Source organism: Pseudomonas rustica, from assembly GCF_018336155.1.
In the GTDB taxonomy this organism is placed as follows: Bacteria; Pseudomonadota; Gammaproteobacteria; order Pseudomonadales; family Pseudomonadaceae; genus Aquipseudomonas; species Aquipseudomonas rustica.
The window spans coordinates 136,354-150,921 of the sequence record NZ_JAGYHF010000012.1 but is presented as its reverse complement, the minus strand read 5'-3'; the positions used below and the strand labels follow the sequence as shown (position 1 = coordinate 150,921).

17 protein-coding genes are annotated in these 14,568 nt (G+C 56.5%); 16 read left to right on the top strand and 1 reads right to left on the bottom strand.

All coding sequences use genetic code 11. The annotated features are described in order from the left end of the window. Positions 1–7 precede the first annotated feature (7 nt). Entirely contained in the window at positions 8–1,654 is a 1,647-nt protein-coding gene (locus KFS80_RS22300) for a GMC family oxidoreductase (protein WP_212545941.1), read from the bottom strand. Between the two features lie 133 nt (positions 1,655–1,787). Here KFS80_RS22300 and KFS80_RS22295 point away from each other — a divergent pair, with 133 nt between their 5' ends. From KFS80_RS22295 to KFS80_RS22220, 16 genes are all read left to right on the top strand, one after another. After that, positions 1,788–2,675, top strand: a complete 888-nt coding sequence (locus KFS80_RS22295; RefSeq protein ID WP_212545940.1) for a LysR family transcriptional regulator — start codon at positions 1,788–1,790, stop codon at positions 2,673–2,675. Between the two features lie 138 nt (positions 2,676–2,813). Next, a complete protein-coding gene (locus tag KFS80_RS22290) occupies positions 2,814–3,161 on the top strand; it encodes a metalloregulator ArsR/SmtB family transcription factor (RefSeq protein WP_212545939.1) in 348 nt (115 codons plus the stop codon). Positions 3,162–3,181: 20 nt separating this feature from the next. After that, positions 3,182–3,652, top strand: a complete 471-nt coding sequence (locus KFS80_RS22285) for an arsenate reductase ArsC (RefSeq protein WP_212545938.1) — start codon at positions 3,182–3,184, stop codon at positions 3,650–3,652. Positions 3,653–3,661: 9 nt separating this feature from the next. Beyond that, on the top strand, positions 3,662–4,360 hold the full coding sequence (gene arsH, locus KFS80_RS22280) for an arsenical resistance protein ArsH (protein WP_212545937.1): 699 nt from the start codon (positions 3,662–3,664) through the stop codon (positions 4,358–4,360). A gap of 117 nt (positions 4,361–4,477) precedes the next feature. After that, a complete protein-coding gene (locus KFS80_RS22275; protein WP_212545936.1) occupies positions 4,478–5,740 on the top strand; it encodes an MFS transporter in 1,263 nt (420 codons plus the stop codon). A 155-nt stretch (positions 5,741–5,895) separates the two neighbouring features. Beyond that, a complete protein-coding gene (locus KFS80_RS22270) occupies positions 5,896–6,111 on the top strand; it encodes a DUF4287 domain-containing protein (RefSeq protein ID WP_212545935.1) in 216 nt (71 codons plus the stop codon). A 42-nt stretch (positions 6,112–6,153) separates the two neighbouring features. Next, positions 6,154–6,984, top strand: coding sequence for a diaminopimelate epimerase (gene dapF, locus KFS80_RS22265; RefSeq protein ID WP_212545934.1), 831 nt, complete (start codon positions 6,154–6,156; stop codon positions 6,982–6,984). Between the two features lie 525 nt (positions 6,985–7,509). Beyond that, positions 7,510–7,869, top strand: a complete 360-nt coding sequence (locus KFS80_RS22260) for a DUF6124 family protein (protein WP_212545933.1) — start codon at positions 7,510–7,512, stop codon at positions 7,867–7,869. 139 nt (positions 7,870–8,008) lie between these two features. Beyond that, on the top strand, positions 8,009–9,550 hold the full coding sequence (locus KFS80_RS22255; RefSeq protein WP_053120993.1) for a DUF2235 domain-containing protein: 1,542 nt from the start codon (positions 8,009–8,011) through the stop codon (positions 9,548–9,550). Next, complete coding sequence (locus KFS80_RS22250; RefSeq protein WP_212545932.1) at positions 9,551–10,207, top strand: DUF2931 family protein; 657 nt, start codon at positions 9,551–9,553, stop codon at positions 10,205–10,207. It begins immediately after the preceding gene. Beyond that, complete coding sequence (locus KFS80_RS22245; RefSeq protein WP_212545931.1) at positions 10,194–10,877, top strand: DUF2931 family protein; 684 nt, start codon at positions 10,194–10,196, stop codon at positions 10,875–10,877. Before KFS80_RS22250 ends, KFS80_RS22245 begins: the two co-directional genes overlap by 14 nt. An 81-nt stretch (positions 10,878–10,958) precedes the next feature. Next, positions 10,959–11,612, top strand: coding sequence for a DUF2931 family protein (locus tag KFS80_RS22240; protein WP_212545930.1), 654 nt, complete (start codon positions 10,959–10,961; stop codon positions 11,610–11,612). Positions 11,613–11,619: 7 nt separating this feature from the next. Continuing rightward, on the top strand, positions 11,620–12,273 hold the full coding sequence (locus KFS80_RS22235) for a DUF2931 family protein (RefSeq protein WP_212545929.1): 654 nt from the start codon (positions 11,620–11,622) through the stop codon (positions 12,271–12,273). Then, positions 12,260–12,943 carry a DUF2931 family protein gene (locus KFS80_RS22230; RefSeq protein WP_212545928.1) on the top strand — a complete coding sequence of 228 codons (684 nt, stop codon included), beginning with the start codon at positions 12,260–12,262 and terminating at the stop codon, positions 12,941–12,943. The genes KFS80_RS22235 and KFS80_RS22230 overlap by 14 nt, the downstream gene beginning before the upstream one ends. An 11-nt stretch (positions 12,944–12,954) precedes the next feature. After that, positions 12,955–13,614, top strand: a complete 660-nt coding sequence (locus tag KFS80_RS22225; RefSeq protein WP_212545927.1) for a DUF2931 family protein — start codon at positions 12,955–12,957, stop codon at positions 13,612–13,614. Between the two features lie 225 nt (positions 13,615–13,839). Beyond that, complete coding sequence (locus KFS80_RS22220; protein WP_212545926.1) at positions 13,840–14,241, top strand: hypothetical protein; 402 nt, start codon at positions 13,840–13,842, stop codon at positions 14,239–14,241. Positions 14,242–14,568 lie beyond the last annotated feature (327 nt).

The window sequence follows — 14,568 nt, the reverse complement described above, 5'->3', positions numbered from 1 at the left end:
GCAGCTCCTACAGGGTTTGGGCCAGTTCCGGTTTTGCGGTGCTGCTCCTGGTGTTGGGGTTGAGAATGAGTTGTGCCGCTTTCTCGGCAATCATCAGCGTAGGCGAACAGGTGTTGCCCGAGGTGATGCGCGGCATGATCGAGGCGTCGGCGATGCGCAATCCGGGCACGCCGTGGACGCGTAGTTGCGCATCCACCACCGAGTCACCGTCGTTACCCATCCGACACGTGCCGACCGGGTGGAAAATCGTCGTGCCAATCGTCGCTGCCGCTTGCTGCAATTCTTCTTCACTTTGCAAACTCGCACCCGGCAAATACTCGACCGGTTTGAAGGCTTGCAAGGCAGGGGCGCTGACGATGCGCCGGGTCAGCCGAATCGCATCCGCCGCCACACGCAAATCCTCTGGATGACTAAGGTAGTTGGGTTGAATCAGCGGCGCTTCCCGCGGATCCGCCGAACGAATGTCGATGCGCCCACGACTCTGCGGACGCAGATCGCAGACAGAAGCAGTAAACGCGGGAAAGCTGTGCAACGGCTCGCCAAAGCGCTCCAGCGACAGCGGCTGCACGTGATATTCCAGATTCGCCGAGGTCTGCTCCGGCCCCGAGCGCGCAAACGCGCCCAACTGACTCGGCGCCATCGACAGCGGCCCGCTGCGGTCATACAGATAACGCAAACCCATGCCCATCTTGCCCCACACACTGCCGGCGATTTGATTCAGGGTGCGCGCGTTTTCCAGCTTGTAGATCAGCCGCAGTTGCAGGTGATCCTGCAGGTTGCCGCCGACGCCCGGCAACTCATGAATCACGCCGATACCAAGGCGTTCCAGCAGCGGTCGCGGGCCAATCCCGGAGCGCTGCAAAATGCTCGGCGAACCGACCGATCCCGCGCACAACACGATCTCTTTGCGCGCCTTGAACTGTTTGACCTGGCCTTCATGCCGCGCACTGACTTTTGAAGCGCGACCGTTCTCCAGCAGAACACGATCCACCTCAACCCCGGTCAGCACCGTCAGGTTCGCCCGGTCGCGTACCGGTTTCAGAAACGCCTTCGCCGCGTTCCAGCGCACGCCGGATTTCTGATTGACCTGAAAGTAGCCGCACCCCTCGTTGTCGCCCTGATTGAAGTCGTCGATGCTGGCGATGCCGCTCTGTTCCGCCGCACTGCGAAACGCATCGAGAATCGGCCACGACAAGCGCTGTTGTTCGACCCGCCATTCGCCCTTGGCACCGTGAAAATCAGCGGCGCCGGCATAGTGGTTTTCGCTCTGTTTGAACAGCGGCAGCACGTCGTTCCAGGCCCAGCCCGGATTGCCCTCGGCCGCCCAGCCGTCGTAGTCGTTGGCCTGGCCGCGCATGTAAATCATGCCGTTGATCGACGAGCAGCCGCCCAGCACTTTGCCGCGCGGATAGCTCAGCGCGCGGCCATTGAGGCCGGCTTGTTGTTCGGTTTTGAAGCACCAGTCGGTGCGCGGATTACCGATGCAGAACAGGTAACCCACAGGAATGTGAATCCACGCATAGTTGTCGCGTCCGCCGGCTTCGAGCAGCAAAACGCGCTGCTGCGGATCAGCCGACAGCCGATTGGCCAGCAAGCACCCGGCGGGGCCGGCGCCGACCACGATGTAGTCGAATTCATCGAGGGAAGTCTGCATTCGCTGACCTCACTTATTGTTTTTGTTGTCGGACACTCTAGTTGTTAGCTTTCGTCAAAAGAATGTTAGTTTTTGCGCAGCCGCTGTGCGTTTTTAAACAGCCTCACTAGACAATAGCCGACAAGGACACAGCATGTTCGACTGGAACGACCTGCGGTTTTTTCTCGAACTGCAACGCAGCGGCCGCCTGCTCACCGCCGCCCGGCGCCTCAACACCACCCACGCCACTGTCGCCCGCCACATCGAAGCCATCGAAAAAAGCCTCGGCACTGCGTTGTTTGTCCAGCACGCGCAAGGTTATGAAATGACCCCGGCGGGGGAGGCGCTGCTCAAGCATGCGGAGGCGATGGAGAACGTGGCGTTGCTGGCGCAGGAAGAGATCACTCAATCGACGGCGCCGCTGGGCAAGATTCGCGTCGGCGTGACTGAGGGGCTCGGCATCAAATTCCTCGCCAGCCGCATGATCGGCTTGTTCGAGCGCTATCCGGGACTGGAAGTGGAACTGGTCGCCGTGCCGCGATTTGTCAGCATTCTTAACCGCGAGGCGGAGATCAGTATTCATCTGGAACGGCCGGCGGCGGACATGCTGGTCACGCGCAAACTCACCGATTATCGATTGGCGCTTTATGCCAGCCAAAGCTACCTCGACAAGGCGCCGCCATTGAACAGCCGTGAGGATTTGGGAAGGCATGCGTGGATCGGTTATGTCGACGATTTGCTGTTCAGCCAGGAACTGATGTTCCTCAACAGCTTCTGCCGCAGCCCTCGGGTGGTGTTTCACAGCACCAGCGTCATCGCCCAGCAGGAAGCGGCGCGGTCGGGGTTAGGGATTGCGGTGTTGCCTTGCTACATGGCGGCGTCGGATCCTGATCTTGTGCCGTTACTGCCGGATGAAAGCATCGAGCGCAGCTACTGGATCAGCACTCGGCGGGAGCTGCACAAGTCGGTGCGGCTGCGGGTGGTTTGGGACTATGTGGTGGGGTTGTGTGAGGCGGAGCAGGGGTTGTTGCTTAACCTTTGAAAATCAAAAGATCGCAGCCTGCGGCAGCTCCTACAGAGATTGGTGTAGGAGCTGCCGAAGGCTGCGATCTTTTGATCTGGGTTGATTAATATATGGAAATCCGTATATTCGATTTTCCATATGTATCGAGCCCGCCCGATGATCAGCCCCACCGAAGTCTTCAAAAGCCTGGCCGATGAAACCCGTGTCCGCGCCATTCTGTTGATCGCCAGTCAAGGTGAGCTCTGCGTCTGCGAGCTGATGTGTGCGCTCGATGACAGCCAGCCCAAAATCAGCCGCCACCTCGCGCAACTGCGCAGCAACGGTCTGTTGCTCGATCGCCGTCAGGGCCAATGGGTCTATTACCGCCTCAATCCGGATCTGCCGGCGTGGATTGGCGACATCCTGCAAGTGACGGCCAAGGCCAACACCGAGTGGCTCAAGGACAACGCCGCACGCCTGCACAACATGGATGGCCGTCCCGTGCGCGACGCCGCTTGCTGCTGAATCTTCTACCGGAGCAACCCATGCGAATCCTGTTTATGTGCACGGCCAACAGCTGCCGCAGCATTCTCTCAGAAGCCCTGTTCAATCATCTGGCACCCGCCGGATTCGCAGCCGTCAGCGCTGGCAGTTTCCCGAAAGGGCAGGTGCTGCCGCGCAGTCTGACCACGCTGCAACAGGCCGGCATCGCCATCGACGGCCTGCACAGCAAAGGCAACGACGCCTTCGAAGATAACCCGCCCGACATCGTCATCACCGTCTGCGACAAAGCCGCTGGCGAGACCTGTCCGGTGTACTTCGGCCCGGCCCTCAAAGCCCATTGGGGACTGGAAGATCCGTCCGAAGTCAGCGGCGACGAAGCCGCGATCAACGCCGCTTTCCACGCCACCCTCGCGCGCATCGAACTGCGCTGCCAAACCTTCCTCGAATTGCCCTTCGCCCGACTCAGCCGCGAGCAACTGCAACGCGAGCTTGACCGCATCGGCGCGCTCTAAGGAGAACCCATGTCCGACCATTTGCCCAACCTCGACCCAAGCCTGTTCGACGACGTCAAACCCTCGACCCCAGGCGAACACAAGCCGCGCATCCTGCTGCTCTACGGCTCGACCCGCGAGCGCTCCTTCAGCCGCTTGCTGGTCGAAGAGGCCGCACGCCTGCTCGAACACTTCGGCGCCGAAACACGCATCTTCAATCCCTCCGGATTGCCGTTGCCCGATGACGTCCCCGTCGATCATCCGAAAGTACAAGAGCTGCGTGATCTGGTGCTGTGGTCGGAAGGCCAGGTCTGGTGCTCGCCGGAACGTCACGGCGCCATGTCCGCCGTGTTCAAGGCACAAATCGACTGGATCCCGCTGGAACTCGGCGCCGTGCGCCCGACCCAAGGCAAAACCCTCGCGGTGATGCAAGTCTGCGGCGGTTCGCAGTCGTTCAACGTGGTCAACCAATTGCGCGTATTGGGCCGCTGGATGCGCATGTTCACCATCCCCAACCAATCCTCGGTGCCGAAGGCCTACATGGAATTCGACGACGCCGGGCGAATGAAACCTTCACCGTTCTACGACCGCGTCGTCGATGTGATGGAAGAACTGGTGAAATTCACGCTGTTGCTGCGTGGCCAACAAACGCATCTGGTCGACCGCTATTCCGAACGCAAAGAAAGCGCCGAGCAACTCATGAATCGCGTGAATCAGCGTTCTATCTGAACTCGCCCGGCCGGCTGCTCGCCGCCGGCCCATGCAACTAAGTTCTCGCGCCGCAGGTCACTCACTCAGCGGAGGTTGATTCAATTCCCACGACCTCGAACATTGAAGACGCTGCCCGTGGCCACACACCTCGATCGTCGCAACAACCTGTCGCTCGACAGCCTCAACTTTTTCCTCGCGGACGTACGCGACGGGCTCGGCCCCTATCTGGCGATTTACCTGCTGGCGGTGCATCACTGGGATCCGGCGAGCATCGGACTGGTCATGACCATCGCCGGCATCGCCGCGCTCGTCACGCAAACGCCGGCGGGTGCGTTGGTCGATAACACCCGGCGCAAACGGGCGATCATTGCGATTGCGGCGCTGCTGGTGACAGGCAGTTGTCTGCTGCTGCCGTTCGTGACGTCCTTCAGCCTGGTCGCGTTGACCCAAGCCCTCAGCGCCGTCGCCGCTTCGATTTTTGCCCCGGCTATTTCCGCGATCACCCTCGGCATTACCGGCCCGCGCGCCTTCACCCGCCGCACCGGGCGCAACGAAACGTTCAACCACGCCGGCAACGCCTGCGCGGCATTGTTGGCCGGGGTGTTCGCCTACCTGTTCGGCCCGGTCGCGGTGTTCTATCTGATGGCGGCGATGGCGATTGCCAGCGTCATCGCCGTCTCTTTCGTTTCGCCCAAAGCTATCGACCACGACGTCGCGCGGGGCCTCGATCCCGGCGGAGCAGGGCACGCCACGCAACCGTCGGGGCTGACGGCGTTGCTCAAAAACAGACCGCTGCTGTTGTTCGCCATTTGCTGTGCGTTGTTCCACTTGGCGAATGCTGCGATGTTGCCGCTGGTGAGCCAGAAACTCGCGCAGGCCAATCTGCAGATGGCCACGCCATTGACCTCGGCCTGCATCGTCGCGGCGCAATTGGTCATGGTGCCAGTCGCGTTGCTGGTCGGGGCCAAGGCCGATGTCTGGGGACGCAAACCGCTGCTGCTCGCTGGCTTCATGATCTTGCCGTTGCGCGGCGTGCTCTACATCTTGTCCGATGACCCTTATTGGCTGGTTGCGGTGCAATTGCTCGACGGCATCGGGGCGGGGATTTTCGGGGCGCTGTTTCCGGTAGTGGTGAAGGACCTGACGTTGGGTACCGGGCACTTCAATGTCAGTCTGGGCGCGCTGTCGACCGTGTTTGGATTGGGCGCGGCGTTGAGTAATAGTTTGGCGGGGTTTGTGGTTCAGGCGGCGGGTTACAGTGCGGCGTTTTTGACGTTGGCGGGGGTGGCGGCGGTGGCGTTGGTGTTGTTGTGGGTGGCGTTTCCGGAGACGTTGCAGCGTTCAATAGTTGAAACTAATGATCGGCAAAACGAGAGGCCTCGAGCGACGGTGCCTTGAAGATCAAAAGATCGCAGCCTTCGGCAGCTCCTACTTTGATCGTGTGTAGGAGCTGTTGAAGGCTGCGATCTTTTGATTCTGGCGGCCTGAAAGCGCCAGAATCAGGTAGATTCTTCGGCAGCTTTATTGATGAATATTCACAGGGAGGCACCACCATGAGCGAAGACAACAAAGTAAAAGGCCCGGCGTCCTACTTCCCCTCCATCGAAAAGAACTACGGTCAGCCCATCGACCACTGGCTCAACCTGCTCGCCGGCCACACCGACAAAAAGCACATGGAACTGGTCACCTGGCTCAAGACCGAGCACGGCATGGGCCACGGCCACGCCAACGCACTGGTCGCGCATCATCTGGCCAACAGCAAAAAGTGAGGGCAGTCCTCATTCACACGACACACAGCCAAGGCGCCACCGATGCCGCTCAGCTTCCATAAAATGCACGCCAACGGCGACGACTTCATCCTCGTCGACGCCCGTCACAGCGCCAACCCGATCACCAGCGCAATTGCCCAACGACTGGGCGACCGCCACCGAGGCATCGGCTTCAACCAACTCGCCGTGCTGCTCGACTGTGCGGACGCCGATGTACGGCTGGAATTCTGGAACGCCGATGGTTCGGTGCTCGACGTTTGCGGCAGCGCAACCCGTGGCGCTGCCGACCGATTGATGCGCGAGGCCAGCCGAAAATCGATCACCCTGCGCACAACGCGCGGCCTGCTCAATTGCGAACGCACGTCCAGCGGATTGATCTCGGTTGATATGGGTGAGCCGCTTTTTCACTGGATGGACATTCCGCTGGCCGAGGAACACGAAACGCTTGCATTGCCACTGCCTGGCAATCCGGTCGCGTGCAGCATGGGCAATCCGCATTGCACGTATTTCATTGACGACCTCAGTGGCCTCGACATCGCCGCGCTTGGCCCGGCGATTGAAAGCAATCCATTGTTTCCTCGCAAAACCAATGTGCACTTCGTGCAGGTGATTGATCGTCAGCACATTCGCTTACGAATCTGGGAGCGTAACGGCGGTATTCCGCTCGGCTCCGGTTCATGCGCCTGCGGTGCAGCGGTCAATGGCATCCGCAAAGGCCTGCTCGATCACAACGTCGAAGTCGAATGCGACGGCGGCAGCGTTCACGTCCAATGGAACGGCAAAGGCAACGTCACCCTCAGCGGCCCGGTAGAACCGATCTACTCCGGCACAATTCCGGATAGCCAACTAAAACCCAACGCAACCCCACTGTAGGAGCTGCCGAAGGCTGCGATCTTTTGACCTTAACGCCGCCACATTCCCCCAATCCCAACACGTCACCAACCCTCAAACAAACACCCCTTCTCCCTCCGGGAAAGGGCCAGGGTGAGGGCCATCCCAAACCATCCAAAATCCCCCAAAACACCGCGCACACCATCGTTCTAAACAACAAAAACCAAACCTGTTTAACCGAAGCCTCCAGTAACCACCCAAGCCCTACAACGCCTTGCGCCTTTGCCTACGACTAAGCCAGAATCGCCCGGCTTGTGCGTCTAGGGCGTGGGCTCTATCGTCTGCCGGTCACTGAAAAACAGTGATCGGGTTTGGTAGCCCGCCATAACTAGTCGCATCGCGCACCGTTCGCAGACCGCTTCAGGTTTGTCGTCAATGGTGGCCATGCGCAGGACACCTTCGGGTGTGCCGGTTTCCTAGTTACCGGTCTACCAACCCGCGTGTGGCCGCCACCCTTCGTTTGGTAGCGAAGGTGAAGGCTCCTCTTTAATAACTAGGAGTTTCACCATGTTCAAAGTAACCCCCAACCCTCCTGCAACCGACACCACATCCCCTTACGAATCCCTCGATTCGAAAAAACTCCACGAAGCCGCCGACCGCGCCCTCGACCACTACCTCGGCCCCGCCGACATCATGGCCACCACCAACGAACCCGAATCCATGTTCCTCGCCAACCCGGCGTACGACACCGAATCACTGCTGGCCAACGCAAGCGAATCCCTCGGCAGCGCCACCACCATGCTCAACGACTTCGCAGCCGTGCTGAACACCTCGCATCGCAAGACATTGCTCGGCATCGCCCAGGTCGTGATGCTCGGCGAACTCGCCGTGAACCAGGCGCTGGACAACGTCGAAATCGCTAAATAGCCAGCCATCCGGTCGAGGAGGAAACCCTCCTCGACACACGGTGTCTCACGGTGGCTGGCACAGGGCCACGCCTTGCGCCCCCCGGCCTCGACTGTCACCCTTCGGGCCGTTCTTCAAGGATCAGAACAAGGAATCATGGATGAGTGGATACGTTCCCAACCCGCCTAAAAACTACCGCTACGAAGAAGCCAAACCCGTCGATATTCATGCCCAGCGTTGGGCTGAGTATGAGAAATATGGGAAAGCGCCTGCGCCTGAACCTGAGAAGATCGGGATCGCGTTGAGGATTGGGGTTTTCTTTGATGGGACGGGTAATAACGCGAATAACACAGCGGCTGGCTTGCTGTGTGGCGCGCAGCATCCGATTGCGCCGCAGGATATTCCTGCGAGTTGCAAACCGTATATGGGGGATCCGGATAGCAGTTATGGTGCTGGCGCGACCAATGTTAAAAAATTGGCTGACATGTATTACGAAGCCCCGATTGCAGAAGGCGACGGGTCATTAAAAACTGTTTCTCGCCCCATTTATATCGAGGGTATTGGTACCCGTGCCAATGAAGAGGACAGCATGGTCGGACAGGGTACCGGCCGTGGTGAAACAGGAGTAGCCGGGCGCGTGCAGACTTCTTTCACCTTCATCAAGCAGATTGTTATTGACGCTATCCAAGAAAATCCAGGTAGCGAGATAGCGTCCATTACTTTTGATACGTTCGGTTTCAGCCGTGGCGCTGCAGCGGCTCGTCACTTTTCGAATGAAGTAGTAAGGGGAAAACAAGGGCCGCTGGCGGAACTGCTCATCAGTCACGAGGCTGACTTTAGCCGTACGTTTGTCGCCCAGTACGGAAGCGGCATCACAATGGGCTTTATAGGGCTGTTCGACACTGTTCCGTCCATCGCAGGCTTTACCAATTTTGGGAGAGTGAAAAGCCCAATCGCTCCAGGTGTAAAACTGTACCTGGATCGGCGGTTCTTCAAAGATGTCGTTCACTTGGTGGCCCGAGATGAATGCCGGGCAAACTTCGCTTTGAGCCGAGTCAAACCTGATCATCCGGAGTATTCATGCCCCGGTGTCCATTCGGACATCGGTGGCAGCTACTTGGATCAGGTCGAAGAGTGCGTTTTGATCAGTCCCATGCAAACACTTGAGGTGTCGTTCAATACAGACGTCACATCCACCTCAATCTATCGAGACGCGGCCAAAGTAAAGAATCAATGGATAGCCAACGGATGGCCTGCCCATTTATTGGAAATTGTGACGCCCGAAGCATTCGACATTCCAATGGATCACCAGGACAGACTGGGGCCGAAGCAAAAACGTGTATACGCGGGGCTTCAGCTCAAGAGGCCCGTCAGTGGCAAGCTTTCTACGGTGTATCTGAAGTTGATGCACCAGCTAGCGAGGGAAAAAGGTGTTCCCTTTACCGATATACCTGCTAGAGCTGAGTATGCCGTGCCCAGCGAGCTACAAGGTCTCTACGACAAATTTTTAACGGGTAATTACGTCACTACTCCAGAAGAAGAGCAATTGCTTAGGCTGAAATACATCCATACCTCCGCTAATTGGAATCATCCTCTAGGTAGAAGAGATGGCAGCGGTCTTCGGGCCGTGTACATCAACGCCCCCACCGAAAATGGTGTCCGTGTACAACATCCTCACGTAGCTGATTGGAAACTCTGGTAAATGAGAATACTTGTAGCCCTGCTGGGCGCTTTATTTATCTCGGGATGTCAGGCCTCAAACTCACAATCGGGTGAAGATGACCCGAAATACGAGTGGTGGGAATTGGCATTCATCAAACCCAATTTTATGAATGTCTGGGTTGAAGACAGCGCCGTGGAAGACATCAACGGCAAAACTTATTTGCGGGCAGGAGGGGGGAACGCAAGTGGTGCCGAACCGAACGACGGCAAAGAGTCTGCGCGTGGATGGATCGGTGTGGGCGGCACTGGAAAACCGGTGATCGGCGCAGATCTTCCAAAACGTATTTTTGTGCGTTGGCAATCGATACCAGAGCGGAAGACCTATCGGGCATGGGTGGATATCCCTGAAGAGGCGAGGCAAGTGATGGTGACATCTACCCATCAACGTTGCCCGGAAACACCTGATAAAACTGCACGTTTCATGGCATCGGTCTATTTGGGATTGGCACCTGGTGGCGTTGTGCAGGTTTGGGTGAGGGATTTGTGTCGACGTCCGGTAAAAGTTGCTCGAGCACAAGCGGACTTAGAGCCGCTAGGGCCGGAGCAGGGTAAAAACGGGGGGCAGTATGCTTACCCTGTCAGCGAAAAGGCTCAGCTTTATATCGACAAGTACGGCATTCCATATGGGAGTTGGTAATCCGATTTCCTTTATCAGAAATGTCATCGTGGTGCTGTGCGTGTTGTTGACTAGTGGATGTCAGACTGCCGATCCATTTTCAGCGAAAAATGATCCTAAGTCTTCTTCGTGGGAACTAGGATTTACCGAGCCTTACTATATGAAGGTATGGGTCGAAGACAGTGCCGTAGAGGACATCAACGGCAAGGTATTCAGACGCACGGGCGGAGGTACTGCCGCAGGTGGGGAACCGGAAAACGGTAAAGAATCCGCACGAGGCTGGCACGCCGTGGGTGCTGCCACAAAAGCAGTGACTGGAGCAGATTTGCCCAAACGCATTTACGTGCGTTGGCAGTCCATCGTTGAGCCGCGAACCTATCAGGTTTGGGTAGATGTACCCGAAAAGGCAAGACAATTGATGGTTGCGTCGGTGAATCAACGATGCCCAGAAACGCCAACGCAACAGGCTAGCTACAGCGCCTCTATCTATTTGGGATTGGCTCCTGGGGGAGTCGTGCAGGTGTTTGTTCGTGACTCATGTCACCGTCCTGTCAAGGTAGCTAAAGCACAAGCCGAGATCGAACCTTTGGGGCCAAGTCTGGGAAAGAACCAAGGACGATACGCGTATCCAGTCAGTGAAAAGTCAAAGAGTTACATTGAGAAGTACGGCATCCCGTATGGGAGTTGGTAATCCTTAGGTGGGCATTAACGCGGCCCCTCCGAATGGAATATGCGTACAACATCCCCACGTACCTGATTGGACGCTCTTGTGATGAAAGTTCTTTTGGCTCTACTTTGTCTGACGTCTGTAGCGGGTTGTCATGCTGATCCTCTATCAGCAAAGAACGATCCGAAATCTCCATGGTGGGAGCTCGCCTTTACAGAACCTCGTTACATGAAAGTCTGGGTTGAGGACAGTGCCGTAGAAGACGTCAAAGGCCAGTTGTTCTCGCGTACTGGCGGAGGAACTGCGTCGGGAGGAGAGCCGGAAGACGGTACTGAATCTGCACGTGGCTGGCATGGCTTGGGTAGCTCCGCAAAAGCAGTGGTAGGTGCGGATCTGCCGAAACGAATCTTTGTCCGTTGGCAATCCATCGTAGAGCCGCAAACTTACAAAGTCTGGGTGGACATACCCGAAGAGGCGAGGAAGTTGATGTATACATCAGTGAATCAGCGCTGTGCAGAAACCCCGAATCAGACGGCTAGTTTTATCGCGTCGATTTATTTGGGCTTGGCTCCTGGTGGGGTCGTACAAGTATGGGTTCGTGACTCGTGTCACCATCCGGTCAAAGTGGCTAGAGCTCAAGCTGAAATCGAACCTTTGGGGCCGAGTCAGGGTAAGAATCAAGGGCGGTATGCCTACCCTGGCAGTGAAAAGGCCAAGCGGTATATCGACAAGTACGGCGTCCCGTACGGGAGCTGGTAAGTAGCTGATGTCCCGATTGATTGTTTTGTGCGCTCTGTTCATTGCTGGTTGCCAGTCAAATGATGCGCAGTCCGCCAACAACGACCCTAAATCCCCATGGTGGGAACTCGGCTTTGTCGAACCTGATTACATGAAAGTCTGGGTTGAAGACACGGCAGTCGAGGACATCAAGGGAAAAACGTTTCTGCGCACAGGCAGTGGATCTGCATCAGGTGGGCAACCAGAGGATGGAACCGATTCCGCCCGAGGTTGGGATGGTGTGGGCGCCTCTGCGAGACCAGTGGTTGGCGCCGATCTCCCGAAGCGAATCTACGTTCGCTGGCAATCTATCGTAGAACCTCAAACCTACCGCGCCTGGATTGATATACCGGAAAAAGCCAGGCAACTGATGCTTACTTCAATTAACCAGCGTTGCGAGAAAACGCCAGATCAAACAGCCACCTATATATCTTCGGTCTATCTTGGCTTGGCTCCCGGGGGCGTTGTGCAAGTGTGGGTCAGAGATTCCTGCCACCATCCAATCGAAGTGGCCAAGGCAAAAGCCGAGGTCGAACCGCTGGGGCCGAGTCAGGGGAAAACCGAAGGGCGTTACGCATACCCCATCAGTGAAAAATCTAAACGCTATATCGCAAAATTCGGGATTCCGTATGGGAGTTGGTAATCCGATTTCCTTTTTTAGGAACGTAGTATCCGTGCTGTGCGCGTTGTTGATTGGTGGGTGTCAGACCGCCGACCCACTTTCAGCGAAAAATGATCCCAAATCCCCATGGTGGGAAATGGGATTCATTGAGCCGGACTATATGAAAGTTTGGGTAGAAGACAGCTCAGTTCTTGATATCAACAACAGAGTGTTTTTCAGAGCGGGCGGAAGCTCAGCGGCTGGAGGTGAGCCGGAAGATGGCACGGAGTCTGCCCGTGGTTGGGGGCCTGTTAGCGGGTCCGGGAAGTCAGTAACCGGCGCTCAGCTTCCGAAACTGATCTTTGTGCGGTGGCAGTCCATATCCGAGCAGAAAACCTATAAAGGATTCATAGAGATTCCGGAAGAAGCGAGGCAACTGATGGTGAAGTCAACACATCAGCGCTGCCCGAAAACACCCGAAAGAGACGCGCGGTACAAGGCAACGCTTTATGTAGGTCTAGCGCCGGGAGGAATACTTCAAGCTTGGGTCAGAGACTCGTGCCACCGTCCAGTCAAGGTGGCTAGAGCTCAGGGTGAAATTGAACCGCTAGGTCCCGAGCAGGGGAAAAACGGTGGTCGCTACGCTTATCCAGTGAGTGAAAAAGCCAAGCGTTATATCGACCAGTACGGTATCCCTTACGGGAGTTGGTGAGCCGTACATTAATGAAGAAAATTATTTATCTGCTAGGCGCGATTTTCATTACGGGCTGCCAATCTGCTGATTCGCTTTCAGCGAAAAATGACCCGAAATCTGAATGGTGGGAGCTGGCGTTCACTGAACCGGACTATATGAAAGTCTGGGTAGAGAACAGCTCTGTGCAAGACATTAATGGCAAGATTTTCTTAAAGGTTGGCGGCGGCACCGCTGCGGGGGGAGAGCCTGAGGACGGGACAGAGTCAGCCCGGGGTTGGACTGGAGGAGTAGGGGGCAGTGGCAGGAGGGTAGTGGGGGCAGATTTGCCCGTTCGGATATGGGTTCGCTGGCAATCGATCGTCGAACAGAAAACGTGGCAAGCCTGGGTAGATATTCCAGAGCAGGCCAGGCAGTTGATGGTGCAATCCGTCAACCAGCGTTGTCTACGAGCCCCTGATCAAGAGGCCAGGTCTATGGCATCGGTCTACTTAGGTCTAGCACCCGGTGGTGTCGTGCAGGTTTGGGTAAGAGACTCTTGTAATCACCCGGTTAAAGTCGCGCGAGGGCAGGCCGAGATCGAGCCACTGGGGCCGAGCCAAGGAAAGAACGAAGGGCGTTATGCTTATCCGGTCAGTGAAAAGTCGAAGCGTTACATCGAGAAGTACGGCATCCCTTATGGGAGTTGGTAGCCGAAGGGCCAAAGTGTACGTTTTCCGAATATTGCCGCAAAATCTTATTAAGCAGAGGGTTTCGATTTCTTGCGATTGAACGTTTGCTTTGAACGTAAGAGACCGCTTTTGGCCGAAGCTGCTTTCGAACCAAAGCGGACGTTCAGCAGTAACTCCGGCAATGTGTTTTCTGACATGCTTTCCTTGAGTCCATCGCAAAACTGAATTCACGGGTACTTTGATCCCATGGCCACAGGTCTTAGTGATGCCAACCTTGATTACGTACTGGGGATCATTCAAAAAAACCCAAATACCGAATTAAGTGTTATGTGTGAGCACCTGCAGATCGACAGTCGCGATCTTCTGAATCAATTGGCGATCTCAGTAGCAAGACTGTTTATTACGGGCGCCCGCGATTTTCATTACTGTGATGAGGTGATGAATATTGTCATCAGGGATATCGTCGATTTGTCCCTGCACGCGGATATGCCCCAGCCGGCATTCTCTATCTACCAGGCATTTGATGCAGGCGAGTATTGGCACAGCGGCGATGACCGCAACGTATTTCCTTGGGAGAAGTGGACAAGGCCTGAGCTCGATAGAATTTTGTGTGAGGTCAATGGCGGCGTTACCGGGCTTTCGAAGTAGGGCCTACTGAACTCCCGAAGGATCGCTTCTGACCGATAGCTGCCACTCACGAACGACAGCTTTCGGCCAGAAGCGGATGGTCGCGACTGACCGCTTTCGACCCATAGCTGCCCTTCGCGAATGGCTGCTTATGGCCGATTTCCTGCTTGTCGCGAAGTCCTGAAAAATCGACCCTTGGCTGGCAGCAAAGGTCGTCCGATAGCGGGCTATGAACGCGGAAATGTCGCAGTATGACCTCCCCCGTTTTTGTTTCTGCAAATCATCGAGATTTCAGGCGTTTTTGAACAACGCCTTTGTCGTTTCGTACACGCGCACGATCACGAGGAA

What these genes read in the sequence shown, in the direction of transcription:
- KFS80_RS22300 (WP_212545941.1), bottom strand. Translation starts at nt 1,654, where the DNA reads ATGCAGACTTCCCTCGATGAATTCGACTACATCGTGGTCGGCGCCGGC.
- KFS80_RS22295 (WP_212545940.1), top strand. Translation starts at nt 1,788, where the DNA reads ATGTTCGACTGGAACGACCTGCGGTTTTTTCTCGAACTGCAACGCAGC.
- KFS80_RS22290 (WP_212545939.1), top strand. Translation starts at nt 2,814, where the DNA reads ATGATCAGCCCCACCGAAGTCTTCAAAAGCCTGGCCGATGAAACCCGT.
- KFS80_RS22285 (WP_212545938.1), top strand. Translation starts at nt 3,182, where the DNA reads ATGCGAATCCTGTTTATGTGCACGGCCAACAGCTGCCGCAGCATTCTC.
- arsH (WP_212545937.1), top strand. Translation starts at nt 3,662, where the DNA reads ATGTCCGACCATTTGCCCAACCTCGACCCAAGCCTGTTCGACGACGTC.
- KFS80_RS22270 (WP_212545935.1), top strand. Translation starts at nt 5,896, where the DNA reads ATGAGCGAAGACAACAAAGTAAAAGGCCCGGCGTCCTACTTCCCCTCC.
- dapF (WP_212545934.1), top strand. Translation starts at nt 6,154, where the DNA reads ATGCCGCTCAGCTTCCATAAAATGCACGCCAACGGCGACGACTTCATC.
- KFS80_RS22260 (WP_212545933.1), top strand. Translation starts at nt 7,510, where the DNA reads ATGTTCAAAGTAACCCCCAACCCTCCTGCAACCGACACCACATCCCCT.
- KFS80_RS22255 (WP_053120993.1), top strand. Translation starts at nt 8,009, where the DNA reads ATGAGTGGATACGTTCCCAACCCGCCTAAAAACTACCGCTACGAAGAA.
- KFS80_RS22250 (WP_212545932.1), top strand. Translation starts at nt 9,551, where the DNA reads ATGAGAATACTTGTAGCCCTGCTGGGCGCTTTATTTATCTCGGGATGT.
- KFS80_RS22245 (WP_212545931.1), top strand. Translation starts at nt 10,194, where the DNA reads ATGGGAGTTGGTAATCCGATTTCCTTTATCAGAAATGTCATCGTGGTG.
- KFS80_RS22240 (WP_212545930.1), top strand. Translation starts at nt 10,959, where the DNA reads ATGAAAGTTCTTTTGGCTCTACTTTGTCTGACGTCTGTAGCGGGTTGT.
- KFS80_RS22235 (WP_212545929.1), top strand. Translation starts at nt 11,620, where the DNA reads ATGTCCCGATTGATTGTTTTGTGCGCTCTGTTCATTGCTGGTTGCCAG.
- KFS80_RS22230 (WP_212545928.1), top strand. Translation starts at nt 12,260, where the DNA reads ATGGGAGTTGGTAATCCGATTTCCTTTTTTAGGAACGTAGTATCCGTG.
- KFS80_RS22225 (WP_212545927.1), top strand. Translation starts at nt 12,955, where the DNA reads ATGAAGAAAATTATTTATCTGCTAGGCGCGATTTTCATTACGGGCTGC.
- KFS80_RS22220 (WP_212545926.1), top strand. Translation starts at nt 13,840, where the DNA reads ATGGCCACAGGTCTTAGTGATGCCAACCTTGATTACGTACTGGGGATC.